Annotated in this window: 14 protein-coding genes; 4 read left to right on the top strand and 10 right to left on the bottom strand. The window is 49.2% G+C overall.

All coding sequences use genetic code 11. The features are described 5' to 3' along the window. From V7723_RS04890 to V7723_RS04920, 7 genes are read right to left on the bottom strand one after another with little or no spacing between them, the layout of a single operon-like run. The gene (locus V7723_RS04890) at nt 1-2,058 is read right to left on the bottom strand and encodes a flotillin domain-containing protein (protein WP_335683317.1); all 2,058 of its coding nucleotides are present in this window, start codon (nt 2,056-2,058) and stop codon (nt 1-3) included. A gap of 15 nt (nt 2,059-2,073) precedes the next feature. Beyond that, nucleotides 2,074-2,907, bottom strand: coding sequence for a phosphoenolpyruvate hydrolase family protein (locus V7723_RS04895; protein ID WP_335683318.1), 834 nt, complete (start codon nt 2,905-2,907; stop codon nt 2,074-2,076). Next, on the bottom strand, nt 2,894-5,125 hold the full coding sequence (locus V7723_RS04900) for an ABC transporter permease (protein WP_335683319.1): 2,232 nt from the start codon (nt 5,123-5,125) through the stop codon (nt 2,894-2,896). Before V7723_RS04900 ends, V7723_RS04895 begins: the two co-directional genes overlap by 14 nt. Continuing rightward, the gene (locus V7723_RS04905; RefSeq protein WP_335683320.1) at nt 5,118-5,903 is read right to left on the bottom strand and encodes an ABC transporter ATP-binding protein; all 786 of its coding nucleotides are present in this window, start codon (nt 5,901-5,903) and stop codon (nt 5,118-5,120) included. The genes V7723_RS04900 and V7723_RS04905 overlap by 8 nt, the downstream gene beginning before the upstream one ends. A gap of 16 nt (nt 5,904-5,919) precedes the next feature. Beyond that, nucleotides 5,920-7,164: an ABC transporter substrate-binding protein gene (locus V7723_RS04910; RefSeq protein WP_335683321.1), complete on the bottom strand. Its 1,245-nt coding sequence runs from the start codon at nt 7,162-7,164 to the stop codon at nt 5,920-5,922. 21 nt (nt 7,165-7,185) lie between these two features. Then, on the bottom strand, nt 7,186-8,256 hold the full coding sequence (locus V7723_RS04915) for a branched-chain amino acid ABC transporter permease (protein WP_335683322.1): 1,071 nt from the start codon (nt 8,254-8,256) through the stop codon (nt 7,186-7,188). Continuing rightward, nucleotides 8,257-9,267, bottom strand: a complete 1,011-nt coding sequence (locus V7723_RS04920) for a branched-chain amino acid ABC transporter permease (protein ID WP_335683323.1) — start codon at nt 9,265-9,267, stop codon at nt 8,257-8,259. A 545-nt stretch (nt 9,268-9,812) separates the two neighbouring features. Between V7723_RS04920 and V7723_RS04925 the strand changes: the two genes are divergently transcribed. After that, entirely contained in the window at nt 9,813-10,487 is a 675-nt protein-coding gene (locus tag V7723_RS04925) for a FadR/GntR family transcriptional regulator (protein WP_335683324.1), read from the top strand. 2 nt (nt 10,488-10,489) lie between these two features. Next, nucleotides 10,490-11,185 (top strand): hypothetical protein, encoded by a 696-nt coding sequence (locus tag V7723_RS04930; protein WP_335683325.1) that lies wholly within the window; start codon nt 10,490-10,492, stop codon nt 11,183-11,185. Here V7723_RS04930 and V7723_RS04935 read toward each other — a convergent pair whose 3' ends face one another. Next, a complete protein-coding gene (locus tag V7723_RS04935) occupies nt 11,186-12,931 on the bottom strand; it encodes a phosphoenolpyruvate hydrolase family protein (protein WP_335683326.1) in 1,746 nt (581 codons plus the stop codon). A gap of 242 nt (nt 12,932-13,173) precedes the next feature. Further along, nucleotides 13,174-14,202: a GlxA family transcriptional regulator gene (locus V7723_RS04940; RefSeq protein WP_335683327.1), complete on the bottom strand. Its 1,029-nt coding sequence runs from the start codon at nt 14,200-14,202 to the stop codon at nt 13,174-13,176. 25 nt (nt 14,203-14,227) lie between these two features. On the opposite strand from V7723_RS04940, the gene V7723_RS04945 reads away from it, so the two are divergent. After that, nucleotides 14,228-15,496, top strand: a complete 1,269-nt coding sequence (locus V7723_RS04945) for an MFS transporter (protein WP_335683328.1) — start codon at nt 14,228-14,230, stop codon at nt 15,494-15,496. 260 nt (nt 15,497-15,756) lie between these two features. Here V7723_RS04945 and V7723_RS04950 read toward each other — a convergent pair whose 3' ends face one another. Beyond that, the gene (locus V7723_RS04950; protein WP_335683329.1) at nt 15,757-16,485 is read right to left on the bottom strand and encodes an AraC family transcriptional regulator; all 729 of its coding nucleotides are present in this window, start codon (nt 16,483-16,485) and stop codon (nt 15,757-15,759) included. Between the two features lie 173 nt (nt 16,486-16,658). On the opposite strand from V7723_RS04950, the gene V7723_RS04955 reads away from it, so the two are divergent. Then, nucleotides 16,659-17,861 carry an MFS transporter gene (locus V7723_RS04955; RefSeq protein ID WP_335683330.1) on the top strand — a complete coding sequence of 401 codons (1,203 nt, stop codon included), beginning with the start codon at nt 16,659-16,661 and terminating at the stop codon, nt 17,859-17,861. The last annotated feature ends 95 nt before the right edge of the window (nt 17,862-17,956 follow it).

A 17,956-nucleotide genomic window follows, 5' to 3' on the forward strand; every position in this document is an offset into this window, starting at 1 on the left:
TTAATCTTTCTTTTTCTTATCGTCGCTTGAATTTGCGGCAAGGCTTTGCACGTCCTTTGCCGATCTAAAGATATCTCCCATTTTCGAGACGCCGGCGTCCGGAATTCCAATTTCCTTCATCATTTCGTCAATTAAGGGTGCCTGTGCACGATAGCGAAGGGCGCTTTCAATGACTTCATCGGTTGGCGAACGATGTCTACCTCCACTTCCACCCGTTAACCCATCAACATGGAGTATCTTGATACCTTCAATATTTTCCATCGGTTTTACGCTTTCGCGAACGATACCTTCCAGGCGATCTAACAGCTTCGATCTTAATCTACCTGCTCGTGCATCTTCACTGAGTATATTCTCGGCTTCGTTCAACAATCTCTGTGCTTCTGCAGAAACCGCAGCCGTAATTTTATCTGATTCAGCCGCGATTTTCGCTGTATCGGCATCTTTCTCGGCTAGAAGTTTATCAATCGCAGCAACTCGCTCCGCAATTTTTGTTTCTCTAATCGTCACAACTTTTTCAGCTGCCTCCACCGCGGACGCTTCGGCCGTTTCAGTTTCCACACGTGCACTGGCTTCATCAGTGCGTTTACCCAACACCAAGATTTGACGTTCTATTTCTGCCAATTCTAACGCCTGATTCCGCTCAATCTCCAACCGTTTCAGATCACGTTCTTTAAGAATACGCGCCTCATCCAAACCGCGATCTGACGCGATCCGTGCTCTTTCCAATTCTTCCTGGGCGGAAATTTCGTTTTCTTCCACTGACTGGCGTAAGGAAATTTGCTGCGAACGTAACAATCGATCCCGTTCAATTCGAGCCTTATCGAGCGCCTGCTCTTGGACAATGCGCGCCGCCTCAACCGTTTTGTGGGCAGAAATTTTAGCCGTTTCTATTTGTTGATTGCGAGCTATATCTCGGTTTTCTGTTTCCTCTTCTGCCATTATCCTGGTTTCTTGCAATAACCGATCTGAAACAATTCGAGCGCGTTCGATATCCTCATTCGCCGCAATTTCAGCAGAATCTATTTCGTGGCGCTGCTGTATTTGCTTTTCTCTTATTTTCTTTTCACGCTCAATTCGAAGAGTCTCAAGTTCCTGTTCTTGAGCAATTCTGATTTTCTCAACAGCTTCTTGAGCATCAATTTCCGCTGCTTGAAGCGCTTTTTGCCGAGAAATTTCCAGTTCACGCGTTTTCTGTTCATTGGCAATACGTGATTTTTCTGAATCTGCTTCACTGGCAGTTCGCGTATGTACGATCTCAGCTCTCTGCTCAGCCCTAAGCGCTTCCAATTCTCGTTCTTGCGTAAGCCTGGAACTCTCACTTTCTTGCTCCAGTTTCAAAGTTTCCTTTTCGGCTTCAAGATTACGAGTGCGTATCGCAACGACAGACGATTGTTCAATGTCATTTCGCATTTTCCGACGGGTTTCAATGGTTTCGATCAGCTGCGTCAAACCTTCGGCATCGAAACGATTTGCGGGATTAAAGTGCTCGAGATCTGTCTGGTCCAGATCGGTGATGGCAACTGTCTCCAATTCCAGCCCGTTGCTGGCCAGTATATCTGCCGCACGCTCATCAACCTTTGTGACATAGTCGCCACGCTTTTCGTGCATTTCATCAAGTGTCATCTCCGCCGCAACGGAGCGCAATGCGCCAATGAATTTACCAGAAAGAAGATCCGCAAGGTCCTCAGATACTAGAGTCTTCCGACCAAGTGTCGACGCTGCGGCTGCGACCGCTTTTTTCTCCTGAATGACACGGACAAAAAACTCTGCATTGATATCTACGCGCATACGATCTTTAGTAATAATTGCGTTTTCTTTGGTTCGCTTCACTGGAATGCGAACAACATTAAGATTCACCGACGTGGTTTCATGAACAATTGGGAAGACCAAGGCGCCACCATTTATGACCACTTTTTCTCCGCCTAAACCGGTTCGGACGAACGCAACTTCTTTCGTCGACCTGTGATAGAGCCAATGCAAAAGATACGCCGCAATAACGATTACGATTATCGCAATTATTAGGACCAGGATAATTGATCCGGCAAGACCAGTTGTCATTTTGTCACCCTCTCTTTAGCCAATATTCAAAGCCTTAAAGGCCTTGGTTTGTTCTGTTAATGCGCGTTCTGTTGGCAAGCGCTCCATTGAAGATGCTCCGTAAAAACCGTGGCAAACCTTAGCATTATCCAACACATACTGCGCATCTTCCGGCATTGATACCGGACCGCCATGTACCAGAATGATAACATCCGGATTGACCGCGAGAGCAGCACCGCCCCATTTATCTACAAGAGCTGGGCAGTCTTCCAATTTCAAGGCTGTATCTGCGCCAATCGAGCCGCCTGTTGTTAGGCCCATATGGCAAACAATAATGTCCGCCCCAGCTGCGGCCATGGCTGCGGCATTTTCTTCGCTGAAAACGTATGGCGTCGTAAACATGTCTTTCTTATGCGCAAGATTGATCATGTCCACTTCAAGTGAATAAGACATTCCGGTTTCTTCCAGATTTTCTCGGAAAGTTCCGTCAATCAAGCCGACGGTTGGGAAATTCTGGACGCCAGAAAAGCCGACTGCTTTCACCTGATCAAGATAATGATCAAAATGACAAAACGGGTCAGTACCGTTCACACCCGCCAAGACGGGCGTCTGCTCAACAACTGGTAATACTTCGCGGGCCATCTCCATAACGATTTCATTCGCATTTCCATAAGCTAGCATTCCAGATAAAGAACCCCGGCCAGCCATGCGATAGCGACCAGAATTATATATGACAATAAGATCGATTCCTCCCGCTTCCTCGCATTTGGCGGATAGGCCGGTGCCGGCCCCTCCACCAATTATTGGAATGCCATCTTTTTTCATGGACTGGAATTTGGTCATTAAGTCTTTACGCTCAATACGCGACATGTCTTTTGCTCCTCGTCGTCGTGCTTATTTCTTCTAATGCAATTTCAACCACTTCCGTAAAAGCGGGGTCGTTAATATTGTGGGGGCTAACAATCACTCGGCGGTTCGATGTTTCCTGAATTCGACTTCTCAATGCGTCGAACAAAGCTTTATCCGCTGCGGGATCATGAAAGGGTTGACCGGGCGCATCCAAAGCGGAAACACCGCCCTCTGGAATAACAAACCGAACCGGCCCGTTCATTTGATTGATACGATCTGCGATCCATTCCCCCATCCGCGTATTTTCCTCTGCAGTCGTTCGCATCAAAGTAACACTCGGATTATGTTCAACAAAAAGACGGCTACTATACTTTTCAGGTACTGTGTTTCTGGCGCCAAAGTTGACCATATCCAAAGCGCCAACCGAGCCAACCCAAGGTATACTTGTCCTGATAAAGGCGCCGAATCGATCTTCGTTCGAGGGGAAGACACCTCCCATCATCATGTCGCACACTTCGGTCGTAGTCAGATCTATAGCGGCTTCAATAAGACCGCTGTCCGCCAGTTTTTCCATAGACCTGCCGCCGGTTCCTGTCGCATGGAAAACCAGACACTCATAAATCGGATCAAGTGCCGCCGTAAGCTGCTGAACAGCCTGTGTCGTCACGCCGAACATGGTTAAGCCCAGACCGGGTTTATCGTCGAGTTCTTCCGCATATCTTGGTGATTTCTGCCGATCTTGAAACATTCCCACCATGGCGTTGGCACCATTTGCAAGAACCTGCCGCGAGATTTTATTCAGTCCCTGAACATCCGTTACGGAATACATCATCATAATGTCCGTCGGCCCCACATAATGGCCAACTTCACCGGATGCCACTGTTGATATCATGACCTTTGGAACACCAATTGGAAGTTGTCGCATAGCAGGCGTCGCCAGCGAAGTTCCACCGGATCCCCCGGCAGAAATAATGCCACCTACACCGCCTTGTCGGACAATCCAATTTTCAAAGGCGAGGGCCATTGCCTCTACGGCTTTACCGCGATCATCCAGAAAAACAGCATTTGTTCCGCCCGGATGAAACGCCGCTATTAAATGGGGAGGAACATCGGCAGAAGACGGCTTTTGCGACGTGGAAACATCAATCGTTTTCACGGTAATATCGTGCCGCGCAATTTCATCGCGTATAAAGCCCAATTCCAATCTTTTCGTATCAAACGTTCCAACCACATAGACTTCATTACTACTGGACGTATCCCGAGATATTCTTGGCTCCCGGAACATCGGTGTTGGAATAGCATCAAAAGGAAGAGGCGGTTTTTCCTCATTTTTTTCAGTTACTGTTGTTTCTTTCCATCCGTCTTTCGACCAGCGTGTCGGCGGCTGATAAACTCTGATTTTTTCGACGGTATCTGACGTTTCTTCATCTTGGGCAGGCGCTTCCACTTCGGCCGGAACAGAAACTTCTTGGGAAACCGGTTCCGGAAGTTCAACATCTTCATGTGAATGGCGTCCAACGCCCAGAAGTCGCTCCTGAAGCGGTCGGTCCGACGCCAGTTGCTGAGACGGAATAACACGGCTGATACGGCCATTGACCATTATGGCAACATTTTCGGATATGGCCGTTGCGACGGCGATATTCTGCTCAATCAATAAAATGGCAACGTCCGAGTCGGACGCGAGGTCCGCCAACAATCTTTCCAATTGACTCACAATGACCGGCGCAAGCCCTTCTGTGGGTTCATCAAGTATCAATAATTGCGGGTCTTGCAACAGAGCCCGCGATATCGCGAGCATTTGCTGCTCACCACCGGACAGTTGTCCTGCGCCATTCCGCCGTCTTTCGTACAGCCTTGGAAAAGTCTCGTATATGCGCTCTATGTTCCAGGAACCACCTTTGTCGCTTAACTGCATATGTTCATCGACGCTTAAAGACGGCCAGAGACGACGACCTTGAGGGGTATATCCAATTCCTTTATTGGCAATTTTGTAGGGCGGCATTCCCGATATTTCTTCGCCGTGATACTTAATTGATCCGCGTCGCGCAGGAAGCAATCCCATAATTGAATTGCATAATGTTGTCTTTCCCATACCGTTACGGCCGACAACGGAATGAACACCATGATCGAGTGAAAGATTTACACCCTGCAGGGCGTGGGATTGTCCGTAATAAACATGCAAATCCTTTATTTCCAAGGCCGCGGCAGGGGCTCTGCGATTACTATTACGATCAGCCATTGCCGTGCCCCAGATAAAGCTCTTGCACTTCTGGATCATTTTCTATTTCGTCGGGCGTGCCTTCTTTGAAAATCCGACCATTGTGCATCATGGTAACCGTTTCCGCGACGCGAAGGGCTACATCCATGTCATGCTCAATAATTACAAATCCAATATGCGCAGGCAAACTTTGGAGAATTTCTATAAGCTGCGTGCGTTCTGTCGGTGATAGCCCTGCCGCTGGTTCATCAAACAATATAAGACGGGGGGCTCCGGAAAGGGCTAGCGCTATTTCAAGTTGCCGTTGTTGGCCATGACTAAGTTCTGCGACAAGTGTTTGGGTGACGTCTTCCAGATGTACGGCGCTAGCCAATACTTCTGCAAGCTCCATTGCGCTGTCATCCCATTTCGGGCGGCGCAATGAAAACCTGCCGCGGCTAACACCCCGACACGCCAGATAGATATTGTCAATGACACTTAGGCCATCAAACAACAAGGAAATTTGATACGTCCGCCTCAAACCCCGACGGATACGTTCATGACTGGGTAGATCCGTAACATCCTCACCGAACAAACGAACACGCCCGGTTGTCGTCGGATAGTCGCCAGTAATGGCGTTAAACAGAGTGGTCTTGCCCGCGCCATTTGAGCCTAATACCGCCCGCCGCTCTCCCGCTTTAACGGTCAGATTTATATCCGCCAAAGCAACCAGCGCACCAAAATGGCGGCTGACGGCTTCCAGTTCCAGCGCAAATTGGCCAGTACTTTGAAGGCGAGAGAGTGCGTCGATATTAGGCATTGTCGTTCAGTCTTCCTTAGCTACAGCTTGGGTTTTCACGACCGACCTTGCCGTATTTCATGAATTCTTCATAAGAAACACCAAGGGTCTGATTAACTGCAGGGACGATTTTAATTGTTTTATTGGCTAATTTGCCGTCAGCATCTTCAACAACTTCCGTTAGGAAAACATCAGCGATAGCTTGACGGCGCTCGTCGAGTTTGACCATGCCAGTCGGGGTATCAAAGGACAATTTAGCCAAAGCTGCGCGATACTTTTCGCCACCATCAGAAAGATCGCCATTGACCTCAGCTAAGCCCAACAGAGCTGCCTTGGTACTGATGTAGTAACCCACTGAAAATAGTGAAGGTCTTGGGAAACCATCTGGAAATCGCTTTTGATAGGTTTTGACAAATTTATTCCAACGAGGATCATCCCAAGTGTCTGAAACCGGACCGCCTGAAGGGGTGCCAATAACGGATTTACGAGTTTTCCCTTTGGAGCCAAGTACGGATTGATCAACGGTAATTGTACCACCAATAAGAGGCAGGTCTCCGCCCGCCTGTTCGTACTGAGTAAGGAAGTTGACGGCGTCAGCACCGCCAAGAGCGACAAAGATAGCGTCAACGTCATCGGGAAGTGCTGCAATGACTGAAGAATAATCTTTGTTACCAATAGGCACCCAGAAGCGTGCCTCAATATCAGACTTGCCGCCTAAACGACAGAAGGGCTCAAGAAAACCAAAAACCTGAGTATAAGGGAATGAATAATCTTCTGCCAGAACAGCAACGTTCCGATAACCTTTTTCATTGTAAGCATATTCACCAAGACCAGCCATCCATTGTGCGCCATCGCCGCCAAACCGGAAAAAGTTGTCAGCCGGGCTACGCAGTGTTGTATCCTGAGCGGCTGATGTGCCGTTGAGGAAAGTTACGTTGGGTTGAGTCTTGGCATAATCCTTTACGGCCAACCCTTCAGAACCGGACAAAGGGCCGACGAGGATCTGGACGCCGTCCTGCTCAACCAATTTTCGTGTTGCTCGAATGGCACTGTCTGGAGTCGCATCAGAGGAGCCGGAAATCAATTCGATCTTTTTACCGGCAACCATGTAGTTGACCTCTTCGAGTGCCATGGTGACACCTCGCATGCTCTCTTCTCCAAGTACGGCGAATGCGCCTTCATGGGTCGCTAATGCGCCCATCTTGATACTGTCCTCAGCAACCGCGGGGCCAGCCAGTGACGCTGCCACTGCAGCCGCCATTGTATATTTTAAGATTCCCATAACTATGCGTTCCTCCTCTATTTAGTTTTTATCAGACGATCCGGCTTCTGCCGTTTCGCTATTTGCAACACGGCCAGCAGAAAGCTGAGTGTCTCTTTTAAACCGAAGTTTGGGGCGAATCCGGTTCCAAAGTCCTAGTAGGCCATCGGGTGAAAATAGAACGACAAGTAAAAATGCCGTTCCGATCACCATATTGAAACGCTCCCTATCAATAAGGTCGATGGCGAAATTCTCGAGTAATACAAATGCAATGGCGCCTAAAAACGGGCCGATTGGGTGGCGCATACCGCCGACAACCGCAATTACCAGAATATCAATTGCGACATCAACGCCAATAGTGCCAGGTGATACGCGACCGTTAAACCAGACAAGCAGCACACCTGCGACACCAGCAATAATCCCGGAAAAGAAATACGCCGTAATTCGGTGTAGAGTCACGTTGTACCCGAGCGCCCGCATTCTGCGGGGATTATCCCGAATGGCTTGTAAACTGAGGCCAAAAGTCGACTTCGCGCCGTAATAGACAGCCCAGAAGAAACCGGCGGCAACGAAAAGGGCTAAATAATAGAACGGAGTTGGATTGCGCCAATACACACCGAAAACTGTGGGAGGCTCAACTCCCGCAAATCCGCTAAATCCATTAAAAAGAACATAATTCTGTCGCACGAAGAAGAAAAACGCCACGGCAATGGCCAGCGTAATCATGATGGTATAAATACCTTCTGTCCGTACCGATACTGCACCAATAAAAGCACTGAAAAGCGCAGCACCTGTAATCGAAACCACTACAGTGAGCCACCAGGGCCAGCCAAGGCCCATAACTTCAACACTATTATCACCCAGTATCGCCATTAGGTAAGCTGCGAAACCAGCAACGGTTACCTGCGCTAAACTGACCATTCCGCCATATCCGGCGAGCATCATCAATGACAGGGCGATGGTTCCGAGAATTAGAGTATAAGCCCCTATCTGAAAAACGAAAAAATCACTGGCAAATGCTGGATAGGCCAATAGAAAAATGCCGGCCAGGATTGCCGCTGGATGAATTTCGGTTATAGAGAAAGATCCGGAGAAAATACTACGAGTATTCATCTATCGTTCTCCCATGATACCCTGCGGCCTAACCGCTAGGACAACCACCATAATCAGAAATGTCAGAACAACGCCGTACGTGGGAAAGTATGCAAGCCCAAACTGTTCGGCCAAACCAATGATCAGTGCCCCGATAGCAGCGCCGGAGATGGACCCGAGACCACCAACAATGACCACAACAAGGGATGCTAACAGGTAACGGACGTCTTCGCCGGGCGCAATTGACAACGCCGTACCACCAATAACACCGGCAAAACCTGCGAGACCGGCACCAATTGCGAAAACGACTGAAAACACCAACTGGACATTGACACCAGAAGCCGACAGCATTTCGCGATCATTGACTCCGGCTCTTATCATCATGCCGATTTTCGTACGGTTCAAGAACAACCATAAACCAACGCCGACCGCGACGGCAACCGCCAGAACGGCCAACCGATACACCGGATATTTAATATATACTTCCGCACCAGAAGACTTAATGACCGAGATAACGGGTAATACGGTCGCACCAAACAACCAGTCCGGCGGAGAAAATTGATAGGTTGTACCTGTCCAGACAGCGAGCATTACGTCCGCGGCGATTATGGAAATTCCGATTGTCACCAATGTCTGACGTAAATCATCCCCTTCCATTCTTCGAAATATCAAGACCTGCAGCAAGATGCCGCTAAAACCGACCGCGAGGAATGCAACCACCAATCCTAGGAACCAATTACCTGTATACTCTGCGATTTCGAACCCTATGTATCCGCCCAGCAAATACATGGCGCCATGGGCAAGATTTACATTTCGCATCAGCCCGAAGATCAATGTGAATCCACTGGCAACAAGAAAATAGAGTCCGCCTAGTGTAATACCGTTCAACAAGGTGTTTACAAAAGTTTTCTTCCGGCCGAGCGCTTGTACTAGCCAATCTGGCCAGACGGCGAAGATCATCCACAACAACATTGCTGCAGCCACCAGTATCACAATGGCCCAGAAGGTATGCCGTTCTACAAAATTTCTCATTTTGCAGGCTCGGATTGGCTCGTCCGAAAAACGGACAGCATGTGATAGAATCTATCTTTCAATATTTTCCCTTAATCTCACCTCCAGTCTTTCTGAAGGCGCCCTCCCCAAGATTAATTCGACGATTTGAGGTTAGTTGTTTCTCTTTTTAGTCGAACTGCGTCTTTTCATTTTCTTTAAGCGTGCCTTAAATAGTATCTTTTATGCAATAGCGAGTATTTTCCATTCGGGGTAAATTTGGGTAAAAAATCATCCATACCGTTGAATCTTAGTGATCAGCTTTAGCCGCCTATAGCATCTGACTTCAATTCAATTAGCCAAACCGAGCTTCGTTCCCTTATTCGCCTAAAAAAATACGACTTCTGATTCTTGATGCCGTTTTGTACCAGAAAAATCTAAAACAAATTTTATAATTGGTGTCAATTTTTTACAGACTCTAAAATAAAATACATTAATATCAATATGTTATACATTTATAAATACATACCAATATAATTATTGGTATGTTACTATTGATGCTACATTAGGAATCGGAAGAGAATATTTTGGTAAAAACGAGAGAATCGGCAACGATCGCACTTGAAAATTTCATTGAAAGCGGTCATTACGCACCACAATCGAAACTGGCGCCAGAACGTGAACTTGCTGCACTACTACAAATATCTCGATCAACCCTTCGTGCTGCCTTGGCAACTTTGGAGGCGAAAGGAAAGGTATGGCGACATGTGGGGCGCGGTACTTTTGTTGGAAAACGCCCGCCGGAAGGAAAAGAAACTTTCCCCCTTCCCGCTGATATGACTAATCCAGCAGAAGTAATGGAAGTTCGTCTTATCATCGAGCCGCAAATTGCCGATCTCGCGGCCCAAAGATCAACGGCTGCAGATATTGCCTTTATGAAACAATGCCTGGATAAAGGAGAAGCTGCCCGCGATACTGCGACGTACGAAATGTGGGACGGAGCATTGCACCGCGCAATTGCAGAAGCCGCAGGAAACTCCTTATTGCTTGCTCTTTTTACCGCCGTTAATACAATCCGAGAGCATGCGGTCTGGGGCAAACTCAAAGAAGCAACGCTGACGGATCAACGGCGCAGGCGGTATTCGATACAACATAGAAGTCTCGTCCGTGCCATAGAACAACGCGACGCTGTAGATTGTATGCGTTTAATGCGTGAACATCTTACAGCGGTTCGTGACGATATGTTAAATCGGCGTGTTTAGATATGTCTAAGATAGAAATGCTTTCTTGGAAAATCGTTCTCCGCGAGAATATACGAGTACGTGAAGCAAACATTCCAGAACAAGTGCTAACAATCGCGCCCGCTTTTCAGCATGACAACATGCCCCTAGAAGTTAGTTTGTTGCTGCCAACCAGTATGGGCCCCAGGCATTTTTTAAAGGAAATCAACCAGAATACTTCCGTAAGCGACAGTGCAATACTTGGCCTGTTCCTGAATGATCCACTATTGAATATCACAACTGAAAAATCTCGGTTACTGCAATCGGGCTTTCAGTGGATAGCAAATTTACCAAGCGTGGAACAACAAGATCACGAATTTGCGCAGCAACTGTCAGATGTCGGTATCGACAGGCAACGAGAATTTGATCATCTCGAGCGGCTAAAATCTGAAGGATTCAAAATAGCTGTTGTATTGTCAGATAGCGCCGCCGTACCCAGTGTCGTTAAAATAAACCCGGAAATTATTATTGTGGTTCCAAGGGTTTCCGACTTCGCAGCAGGATTCGCGTCACCACGTCAGCGCAATCAAGCGGCACAGGATGTCTTTCAGGCGACGCAAATTTTAGGTTGGTCTGGCATATTACTTGGATACGGTGACCATAGCGAGATTGATCATGAACGTCTCTGGCCAAATTGTGTTCACGGTCTTTTGTGCCGCCCTTTACCAGTGCTTCCCTGACTAACCAGAGAGCTCAAATTTCTTGATTTTGTTATAAAGCGTTTTTCGTGACATCCCCAAAGCCAATGCTGTTTTTCCTCGATTAAAGCCATTTCGCCAGAGCGCTTCAACAATGCGATCTTTTTCTGGCAGCCTATCTACAAAATCCTGTTCATTGCGTTTGTCAACATAGCTCAACTTTCCAGCAATCTCTTCAGGTTGAACGGGCTGCTTGGACGGCCGTCCTTTTAAGCTTCCGAGCAGTTTTTGAAGTTCCTGCTCATTTCCAGGCCAATGATATGCCCGAAGTTTCTGGATGGCGGCTGGAGCAAAAACAGGATCCCCAGACGCCACCGTTCCTTGTTCCGACAAAAATTCTATAATAGCTTGTAGATCTGTCAATCGATCCCGAAGCGGAGGAAGCCGGAGCGTCCAGCCAGAAATGCAAGACATCAGCTCTGGCTCGAGGCCCGCCGCAAGAAGGTCTTCTTCGATCCTACCTTCGCGGACCGACAAATGGCTAAGAAATACAATCCTAGGTTCAAGAGGGAGCGACTTTCGGGACCCCGATACCTGAAAAAACCCGTCTTGTAGTGCACGTGCCAAACGCCTCTGAAGTGCCTTCGTCAACCGCTCCGGCGCTTGGATGACAACAAGCTTCGCATTCGCATCGGACAATACAGGTTTTTGGCTATTAATACTGTCACGATGGCCGAAGAGAACATTTCGAGCACGGGCTGGAAAATTCTGATCCGCAACATCAATTTGCGTAAAATTCATTTCATCTCTTGGCTTTTGTGCACCACCAAGCACTTTAATAACCGGGCCCGTCGACTGGCCCGGTTCGGCAACAAGCAGCACCGGATTCCGTGTCGTGATCATTTGTCGTAAACGGCGTAACATAGCCAGATGGCTGCTGGCATGGCCGACAAATCCAAACTGAACCGCCCATTGCACCAGTGCCCGATCGTCATTCTTTAGACCAGCGCGGGCTGAACTGGCCTGCCGAAAACCATCGATCAAGCTCGCAACAGACGATTCCAGAGGCATGCGGTCTATGGTTGATCCGCCAACATATCCATCCAATGGGGCGAGTTCAAGGACCCTCGAAAGATCTTCAGGAGTCGCAATCGGGCCGCCTTCAACCAAAAATTTGGACTGAGGATTAATGCGTTTCACAAGACGGCCAATTTCTCGCGCAGCCACGGCGACCTCCTCTATGGATGTGCGCCTTCGATGGCCTAAGGCACCGCCAGCATTCCATCCAATATTCAGGCAGATCATATCTATTCCAGCATCTGCGGCCAACCTTGCCTGTGTCCTGCTTGCGCAATAAAACATCGCGGTCAAACCAGTATCCTGGACGGCTCTTAAAAGCTCAACTTCCTGCTCAATCCCACGGCCGGCACGGGAAAGGATCTGTTGCATCGGCCGTGAATAATGCATGCAGCTTGGAAAATTTACAGCTCCAGCAAATCCCTCTTCGCTAATCTTCTTTGCTGTGCCAACAGGGTCAAAAAATTTATTCCAGACATTTGTTCCCAGCAACACAGGTATTTTGCACAATGCAAGCAACTCTTCCCTAGCAAAACCATCTGTAATGGCATTTGCGTTATAAACCGGAAGCATGCAGGCGATCGACGGAACACCCATATTCCGAAAACGCCCAGCGTTTATGGCCAGAAGAAAATCTGCCCCACCGTGCTCGGCAGCCAAAGCGTTACTTCCGGATCCAATCGCCGCTCCAATTAGAAAATCAGACTTCACTTGACCTCTCTCAAATATATGATGGCGCCTTGCTCACCATAGCACATGTGTAATGCAGTCCCATAAATTTTGAAAAAAACTCCCGGTGTCATGGTCTGAAATTAAGCCAAATATACAATAAAGCTATACGTCTTCCGCCAATGGTTACGCCTTGAGTCTGAATTTCTTGGCAATGGCCATTTTACACCTCTAGCTACAATGTTAACGTCACCCTTGGAGCCCAAACCATTCGAAGATCAGTCTCAAATTGCATCACACTCAGCAGCGCTGAACGTGCCCCGATAGGCCATCGGGGACGTGCCAACATGCCTCTGAAAAGCTCGCCTGAGGCGCTGCTCATCTAAAAAGCCGGTGTTGAAGGCGATTTTGGCAAGCGGCAAATTGCTTCTGGCAAGTGCATGTTTGGCGGCATCGACTCGCATCATCTCTACCGTTTTAGCGGGTGTAATGCCCGTTTTCTCTTTGTATTTTCGTGAGAAGCTGCGGGGGCTCATGGCTAGACGTTCTGCCATCTTTGGGACACTCAGATCGCTTTGCAAATGCCCCGCGATCCAGGCATGAAGATCCGCGAACAGACCCTCGGTCTCTGATGCCTGAATGCTCAATATGTCGCTGAACTGCGACTGCCCGCCAGGGCGTTTGAAAAAAACGACCAAAGCCTGTGCAACTTGCATCGCGGCGGTGTGCCCCATGTCCTCTTCGATCATTGCGAGGGCCAGATCGATGCCGGCCGTAACACCTGCTGACGACCACATTGCGCCGTTCCTCACAAAGAGCGGATCGCGTTTAACATTGATTTTGGGAAAACGCCTTTGCAGTTCCTCAACATGACGCCAATGTGTTGTGACATTCTGCCCGTCTAATAGTCCTGCAGCTGCTGTCAGAAAAGATCCCATGCAAGTTGATGCTACTCGCCTGCAATTGGGACTTTGCGCTTTGATCCAAGACACAATATTTCGTTGGTCTAAAGCGTCAAAAACTCCGTCGCCACCTGCTACTATCAGTGTGTCGATGGGTTGGACGGCGGCGTGATCAAGCGAAACCGTACCGAGATCAACCAGGCAATCAGTGGCGACAGGCCCGCCTTCAGGAGAGGCAATCGCGACTTCATAGACGCGCCGCCCTTCCGCGATCTCTGTGTTGTTCGCGCTTGAGAAGGCCTGCAACGGACCTGCAACATCCAAGAGTGTCACGCCCGGATAGATGACAAAGACAACGCGTTTGGCTTCAGTTTCAATAGTTCTGCTGATATTGGCTTTTTTTGACTGCATACTGTCATTTAAGCCAACCGAAGTGATGTGTAAACCCATTATAGAACACATACTGAAAGGCATACGCTTGACCAACTCATCTAAAAATTACCGATCCTTTCTAGTCATAGGGCTCTCTTTTCTCGCGTTAGCATTGACATTTTCAGCGCGCGCTTCCCTAGGATTGATTATGCCTGTACTGGAACAGGAAATGGGGTGGTCTCGCGGTTTCACCTCCGGAGCAGCAGCTCTTGCCTTGTTGGTGATGGCGGTCATAGCTCCCTTTGGAGGCCGGCTTGTTGATAAGCAGGGCGCCCGGGTCATTCTGCTGATCGGTCTGGGGGCTCTTGCCACAGGGTGTTTTCTCATCGCGGCCACAGCCAATCCGATCGCCTTCTTCCTTGCGTTCAGCGGTATTGCGGCAGTGGGGTTTGGCCTAGTCGCCACACATATCGTCTCAACAGCCGTTGAACAGGAAGTCACGCACAACAAGGGCCTTGCCATAGGTATTGCGACCTCCGGCTCTACGGGCGGCCAATTTCTTTTTGTGCCACTGTTGGCACTGCTGATTGGCACTTATGATTGGCGCATGGCCTTTGTTGCTTTGGGGCTCGGAACGGTCGTTATCATGGCCTGCGTGTACCGTTGGTTTCCACGACATTCGCCGCTTTCTTCTGATACCGTGATCTCGACGAGTTCACGACCCAACCTTTTGCAGGATGTTATCAGTATCTTGAAACTGCCCACATTTCAGATTCTGTTCTGGAGCTACTTAATTTGCGGATACACAACATCTGGCGTGATCGAAACACATTTTCTGCCCTATGCTTCCTTCTGTGGCTTTGGTCCTGTTCCCTCCGCCACCGCCTATGGGCTTTTGTCGGCTATTAATCTCGTCGGCATGATTCTAGCTGGATGGCTGACCGACCGCGTGAACAGACCGCTGCTGCTTGGCGGTATTTATCTCGTTCGCGGGCTCACTTTCGTCATCTTAATCAGTGTCGGCACCAGCTTTGAAACTCTAATATTCTTCTCGATCCTATTTGGTCTGGTTGATTACTCCACAGTACCGGTAACAGCCAGCCTAGTGGCGACGCATATTGGAAAAAGTGTCATGGGATTGGCCTTCGGCTTGATTTCGGCCGGGCATCAGATCGGTGCCGCCCTTGGCGCCTATTTCGGAGGTGTACTTTATGACCTTTATGCCCAATATGATTGGGTCTGGTGGTCATCGCTTTGGCTCGCTGTTTTTGCCGGTGTACTAGTATTCTTGATCAAAGAAAAACCGGAGGAAAATTCCGCACAAACTACATAGGTTTCTGAGCCCACAGCTCCTCAGTGTCTGAGAAGCCGACATATGCGCCGACGATCGCAATGTCAGAATTATCTTTATGGGCGTCATTTTTCGCTAAATGGCGACGGGAAAATGTGGCCGAAAGAGACATTCGGGGAAGATGTCCAATGTCCGCTTAAAGTAGCGATGATGTTTTTAAACAAGTTATGTTCCTGCTATGAATTGTAGCTATGCCCCCTAAACTGCACGTCTACCTAAAAAGGTTGATCCTTAGCTGAGGCCTAGGCGCAAAAATCACGTGGGCTGCACCCTAGAGTGCGGCGAAACATGTAACTGAACGCGCTTGATGATCCATATCCCATATCGAATGCAACAGAGCTGACTTTCTCTCCTGCGGCAAGCTTTGAAATGGCGTGAAGAACTCTAGCGTATCGCAACCACCTCGAAGGAGGCATGCCCGTTTCAGCGACGAATAATCTTTCGATAGTTTTGCGGCTGGCCGGAGCATTGGTAAGCCAAGTGTCGACCGACGTGATAATGCCCGGGTTAACGAGCGCAGCTTCGGCAACCCGACGAATTCGCGTGTCCTGGGGCATTGCTATAGAGAGAGGTACATCCCGTGCTGCAACAAGTTCATGGCGAAGTAGGTCATGAAGAGCATTATTGTGGTCGTTAGCACGGCCAGATTCTTTGTAGGGCATGGTGCTGGCCATCAAGGCGCTCATTAACGGCGTCATTTCCATGATTCGGCACATCTCACCGATTTTCTTGGCTTCGTCTTGGTTCACATCGACATAACGCATTTCGTTGTTTGCGCCATATCGCATCCAGTGTTCGACGTGCGGTGGAATCCACAACGTCATGGCCGGGCTGAGGAGCAGAACGCGACCCGGCGTGCCGACATACATGGACCCAGAAGCGGCAGAAATGAGCTGGCCGAAGTCGTGGGCGTGCCAGTCGTAGCTCTCACCAGATGTCGGCTTGACTGTCTCTCCTAGATAGCGGGGCACAACGGTTCCGGCAGGATTGTTGAGAGGATGGTGCTGCGGGTGGGTCATGAGTATTGACGATTCCTCGATATATTTTGTCTTTGCATCGACTGTAAGACATATAGAATTGATATAAAGTGCACAAGTATTTCGGGCAGGTTGTCCGCAATTTTGGATGACAGTTTGCTGACGCTATGAAAAACCGTACCTTAACAATTTGGCTCATGCTTGGGCATTTCGCCAACGATTGGCCGATCACTGCGCTCTGGTTGATCGTACCGGCAGTCGGCCTCTCGATGGGGCTTTCTCCCGTTGAGGTTGGCCTTCTATTTACCATTGGTAACTTCGGCGCCGCTCTTGCGTATCTGCCCGCCGGCATCCTCGCAGATCACGTTTCAAATCGCGGACGATTGTTGCTCGCAACATTTTGGTGGGTCAGCGCGGGCTATCTGTTAGCGGCCACAGCGTCCGGATTCTGGAGCCTTGCGTTGCTGCTTGCCCTTGCCGGGATGGGGGATGCCGCATGGCATCCAATTGCAACGGCCGTCCTGACGCGCGAAAACAAGGAGCGCCGCGCTTATGTGCTCGGTTTGCACGCCGTCGGTGGTTCAATGGCTGAAGTCCTGGCCCCACTTGCTGCCGGCGTGCTCCTGGCATATGTCGATTGGCGAACGGTGCTGGCGCTTTCGACAGTGCCCACCATGATTATGGGAATTTGCTTTATCTGGGTGGCCCGCACGATCCCGCAGGTTAAGAAAAAGCGGGTGAAAAAGCATGATTTTATTCATCTTCTGAATATTTGGCGTAAGGGCAACGGCCTCCGCATGGTGGCGATGATCTGCTTCTACAATATGTCATTGATGGCGCTTTTCAGCATGATTCCCCTTTACCTGGCGGCCCAGCATGGACTGGAAACCTGGATTGTTGGCCTGGTGATTTCAGGGATATTGATCTTTGGCGCGCTGGCCCAGCCCGGGATCGGAAAAGTTTCTGATGTTGTCGGGCGCAAAATTATTGTGGTCGGCGGAAACCTGATAGCAGGGCTGGCCTGTATCGCGCTTGTTTTCCAACCGTCCCTTTGGATTATGATCCTTGCAATGTTCGTTGCGATCACCCCACTGGTCGCGATCCGCGCAGCGGTTCTTGCGGGGGCGGTCGATCACTCTGACCGCAGCGAAGGGGCAACACTTGGCCTTGCCTTTGTGTTATTGGACGGGATCGGGGCGTTCGGTTCGTTGCTTGCCGGAGCCGCCGCCAACATTTCGTGGGTGTATATGTTTGGTCTTGCTGCCGCTTTCTCGATGAGCGCTGCTGCACTCGGTATATTCACAGTTTTCGGACGCACGGCAGGTTCAACGCCACGGACACAGTCTCCAACGAAAGCAGGACTTAGCTAATCCTATGCTCGCGGTTTCTTTGTCCACAGTGCCTAAAAATGCTAAACCCATTTTTATGATGGCGGGCACGAAAAACCTTAGCCCTGCTTATCGTT

It is taken from the genome of Sneathiella sp., assembly GCF_036960985.1.
Classification (GTDB): domain Bacteria; phylum Pseudomonadota; class Alphaproteobacteria; order Sneathiellales; family Sneathiellaceae; genus Sneathiella.

What these genes read in the sequence shown, in the direction of transcription:
- V7723_RS04945 (WP_335683328.1), top strand. Translation starts at nt 14,228, where the DNA reads ATGTGTAAACCCATTATAGAACACATACTGAAAGGCATACGCTTGACC.
- V7723_RS04905 (WP_335683320.1), bottom strand. Translation starts at nt 5,903, where the DNA reads ATGCCTAATATCGACGCACTCTCTCGCCTTCAAAGTACTGGCCAATTT.
- V7723_RS04890 (WP_335683317.1), bottom strand. Translation starts at nt 2,058, where the DNA reads ATGACAACTGGTCTTGCCGGATCAATTATCCTGGTCCTAATAATTGCG.
- V7723_RS04910 (WP_335683321.1), bottom strand. Translation starts at nt 7,164, where the DNA reads ATGGGAATCTTAAAATATACAATGGCGGCTGCAGTGGCAGCGTCACTG.
- V7723_RS04915 (WP_335683322.1), bottom strand. Translation starts at nt 8,256, where the DNA reads ATGAATACTCGTAGTATTTTCTCCGGATCTTTCTCTATAACCGAAATT.
- V7723_RS04940 (WP_335683327.1), bottom strand. Translation starts at nt 14,202, where the DNA reads ATGCAGTCAAAAAAAGCCAATATCAGCAGAACTATTGAAACTGAAGCC.
- V7723_RS04900 (WP_335683319.1), bottom strand. Translation starts at nt 5,125, where the DNA reads ATGGCTGATCGTAATAGTAATCGCAGAGCCCCTGCCGCGGCCTTGGAA.
- V7723_RS04930 (WP_335683325.1), top strand. Translation starts at nt 10,490, where the DNA reads ATGTCTAAGATAGAAATGCTTTCTTGGAAAATCGTTCTCCGCGAGAAT.
- V7723_RS04895 (WP_335683318.1), bottom strand. Translation starts at nt 2,907, where the DNA reads ATGTCGCGTATTGAGCGTAAAGACTTAATGACCAAATTCCAGTCCATG.
- V7723_RS04955 (WP_335683330.1), top strand. Translation starts at nt 16,659, where the DNA reads ATGAAAAACCGTACCTTAACAATTTGGCTCATGCTTGGGCATTTCGCC.
- V7723_RS04920 (WP_335683323.1), bottom strand. Translation starts at nt 9,267, where the DNA reads ATGAGAAATTTTGTAGAACGGCATACCTTCTGGGCCATTGTGATACTG.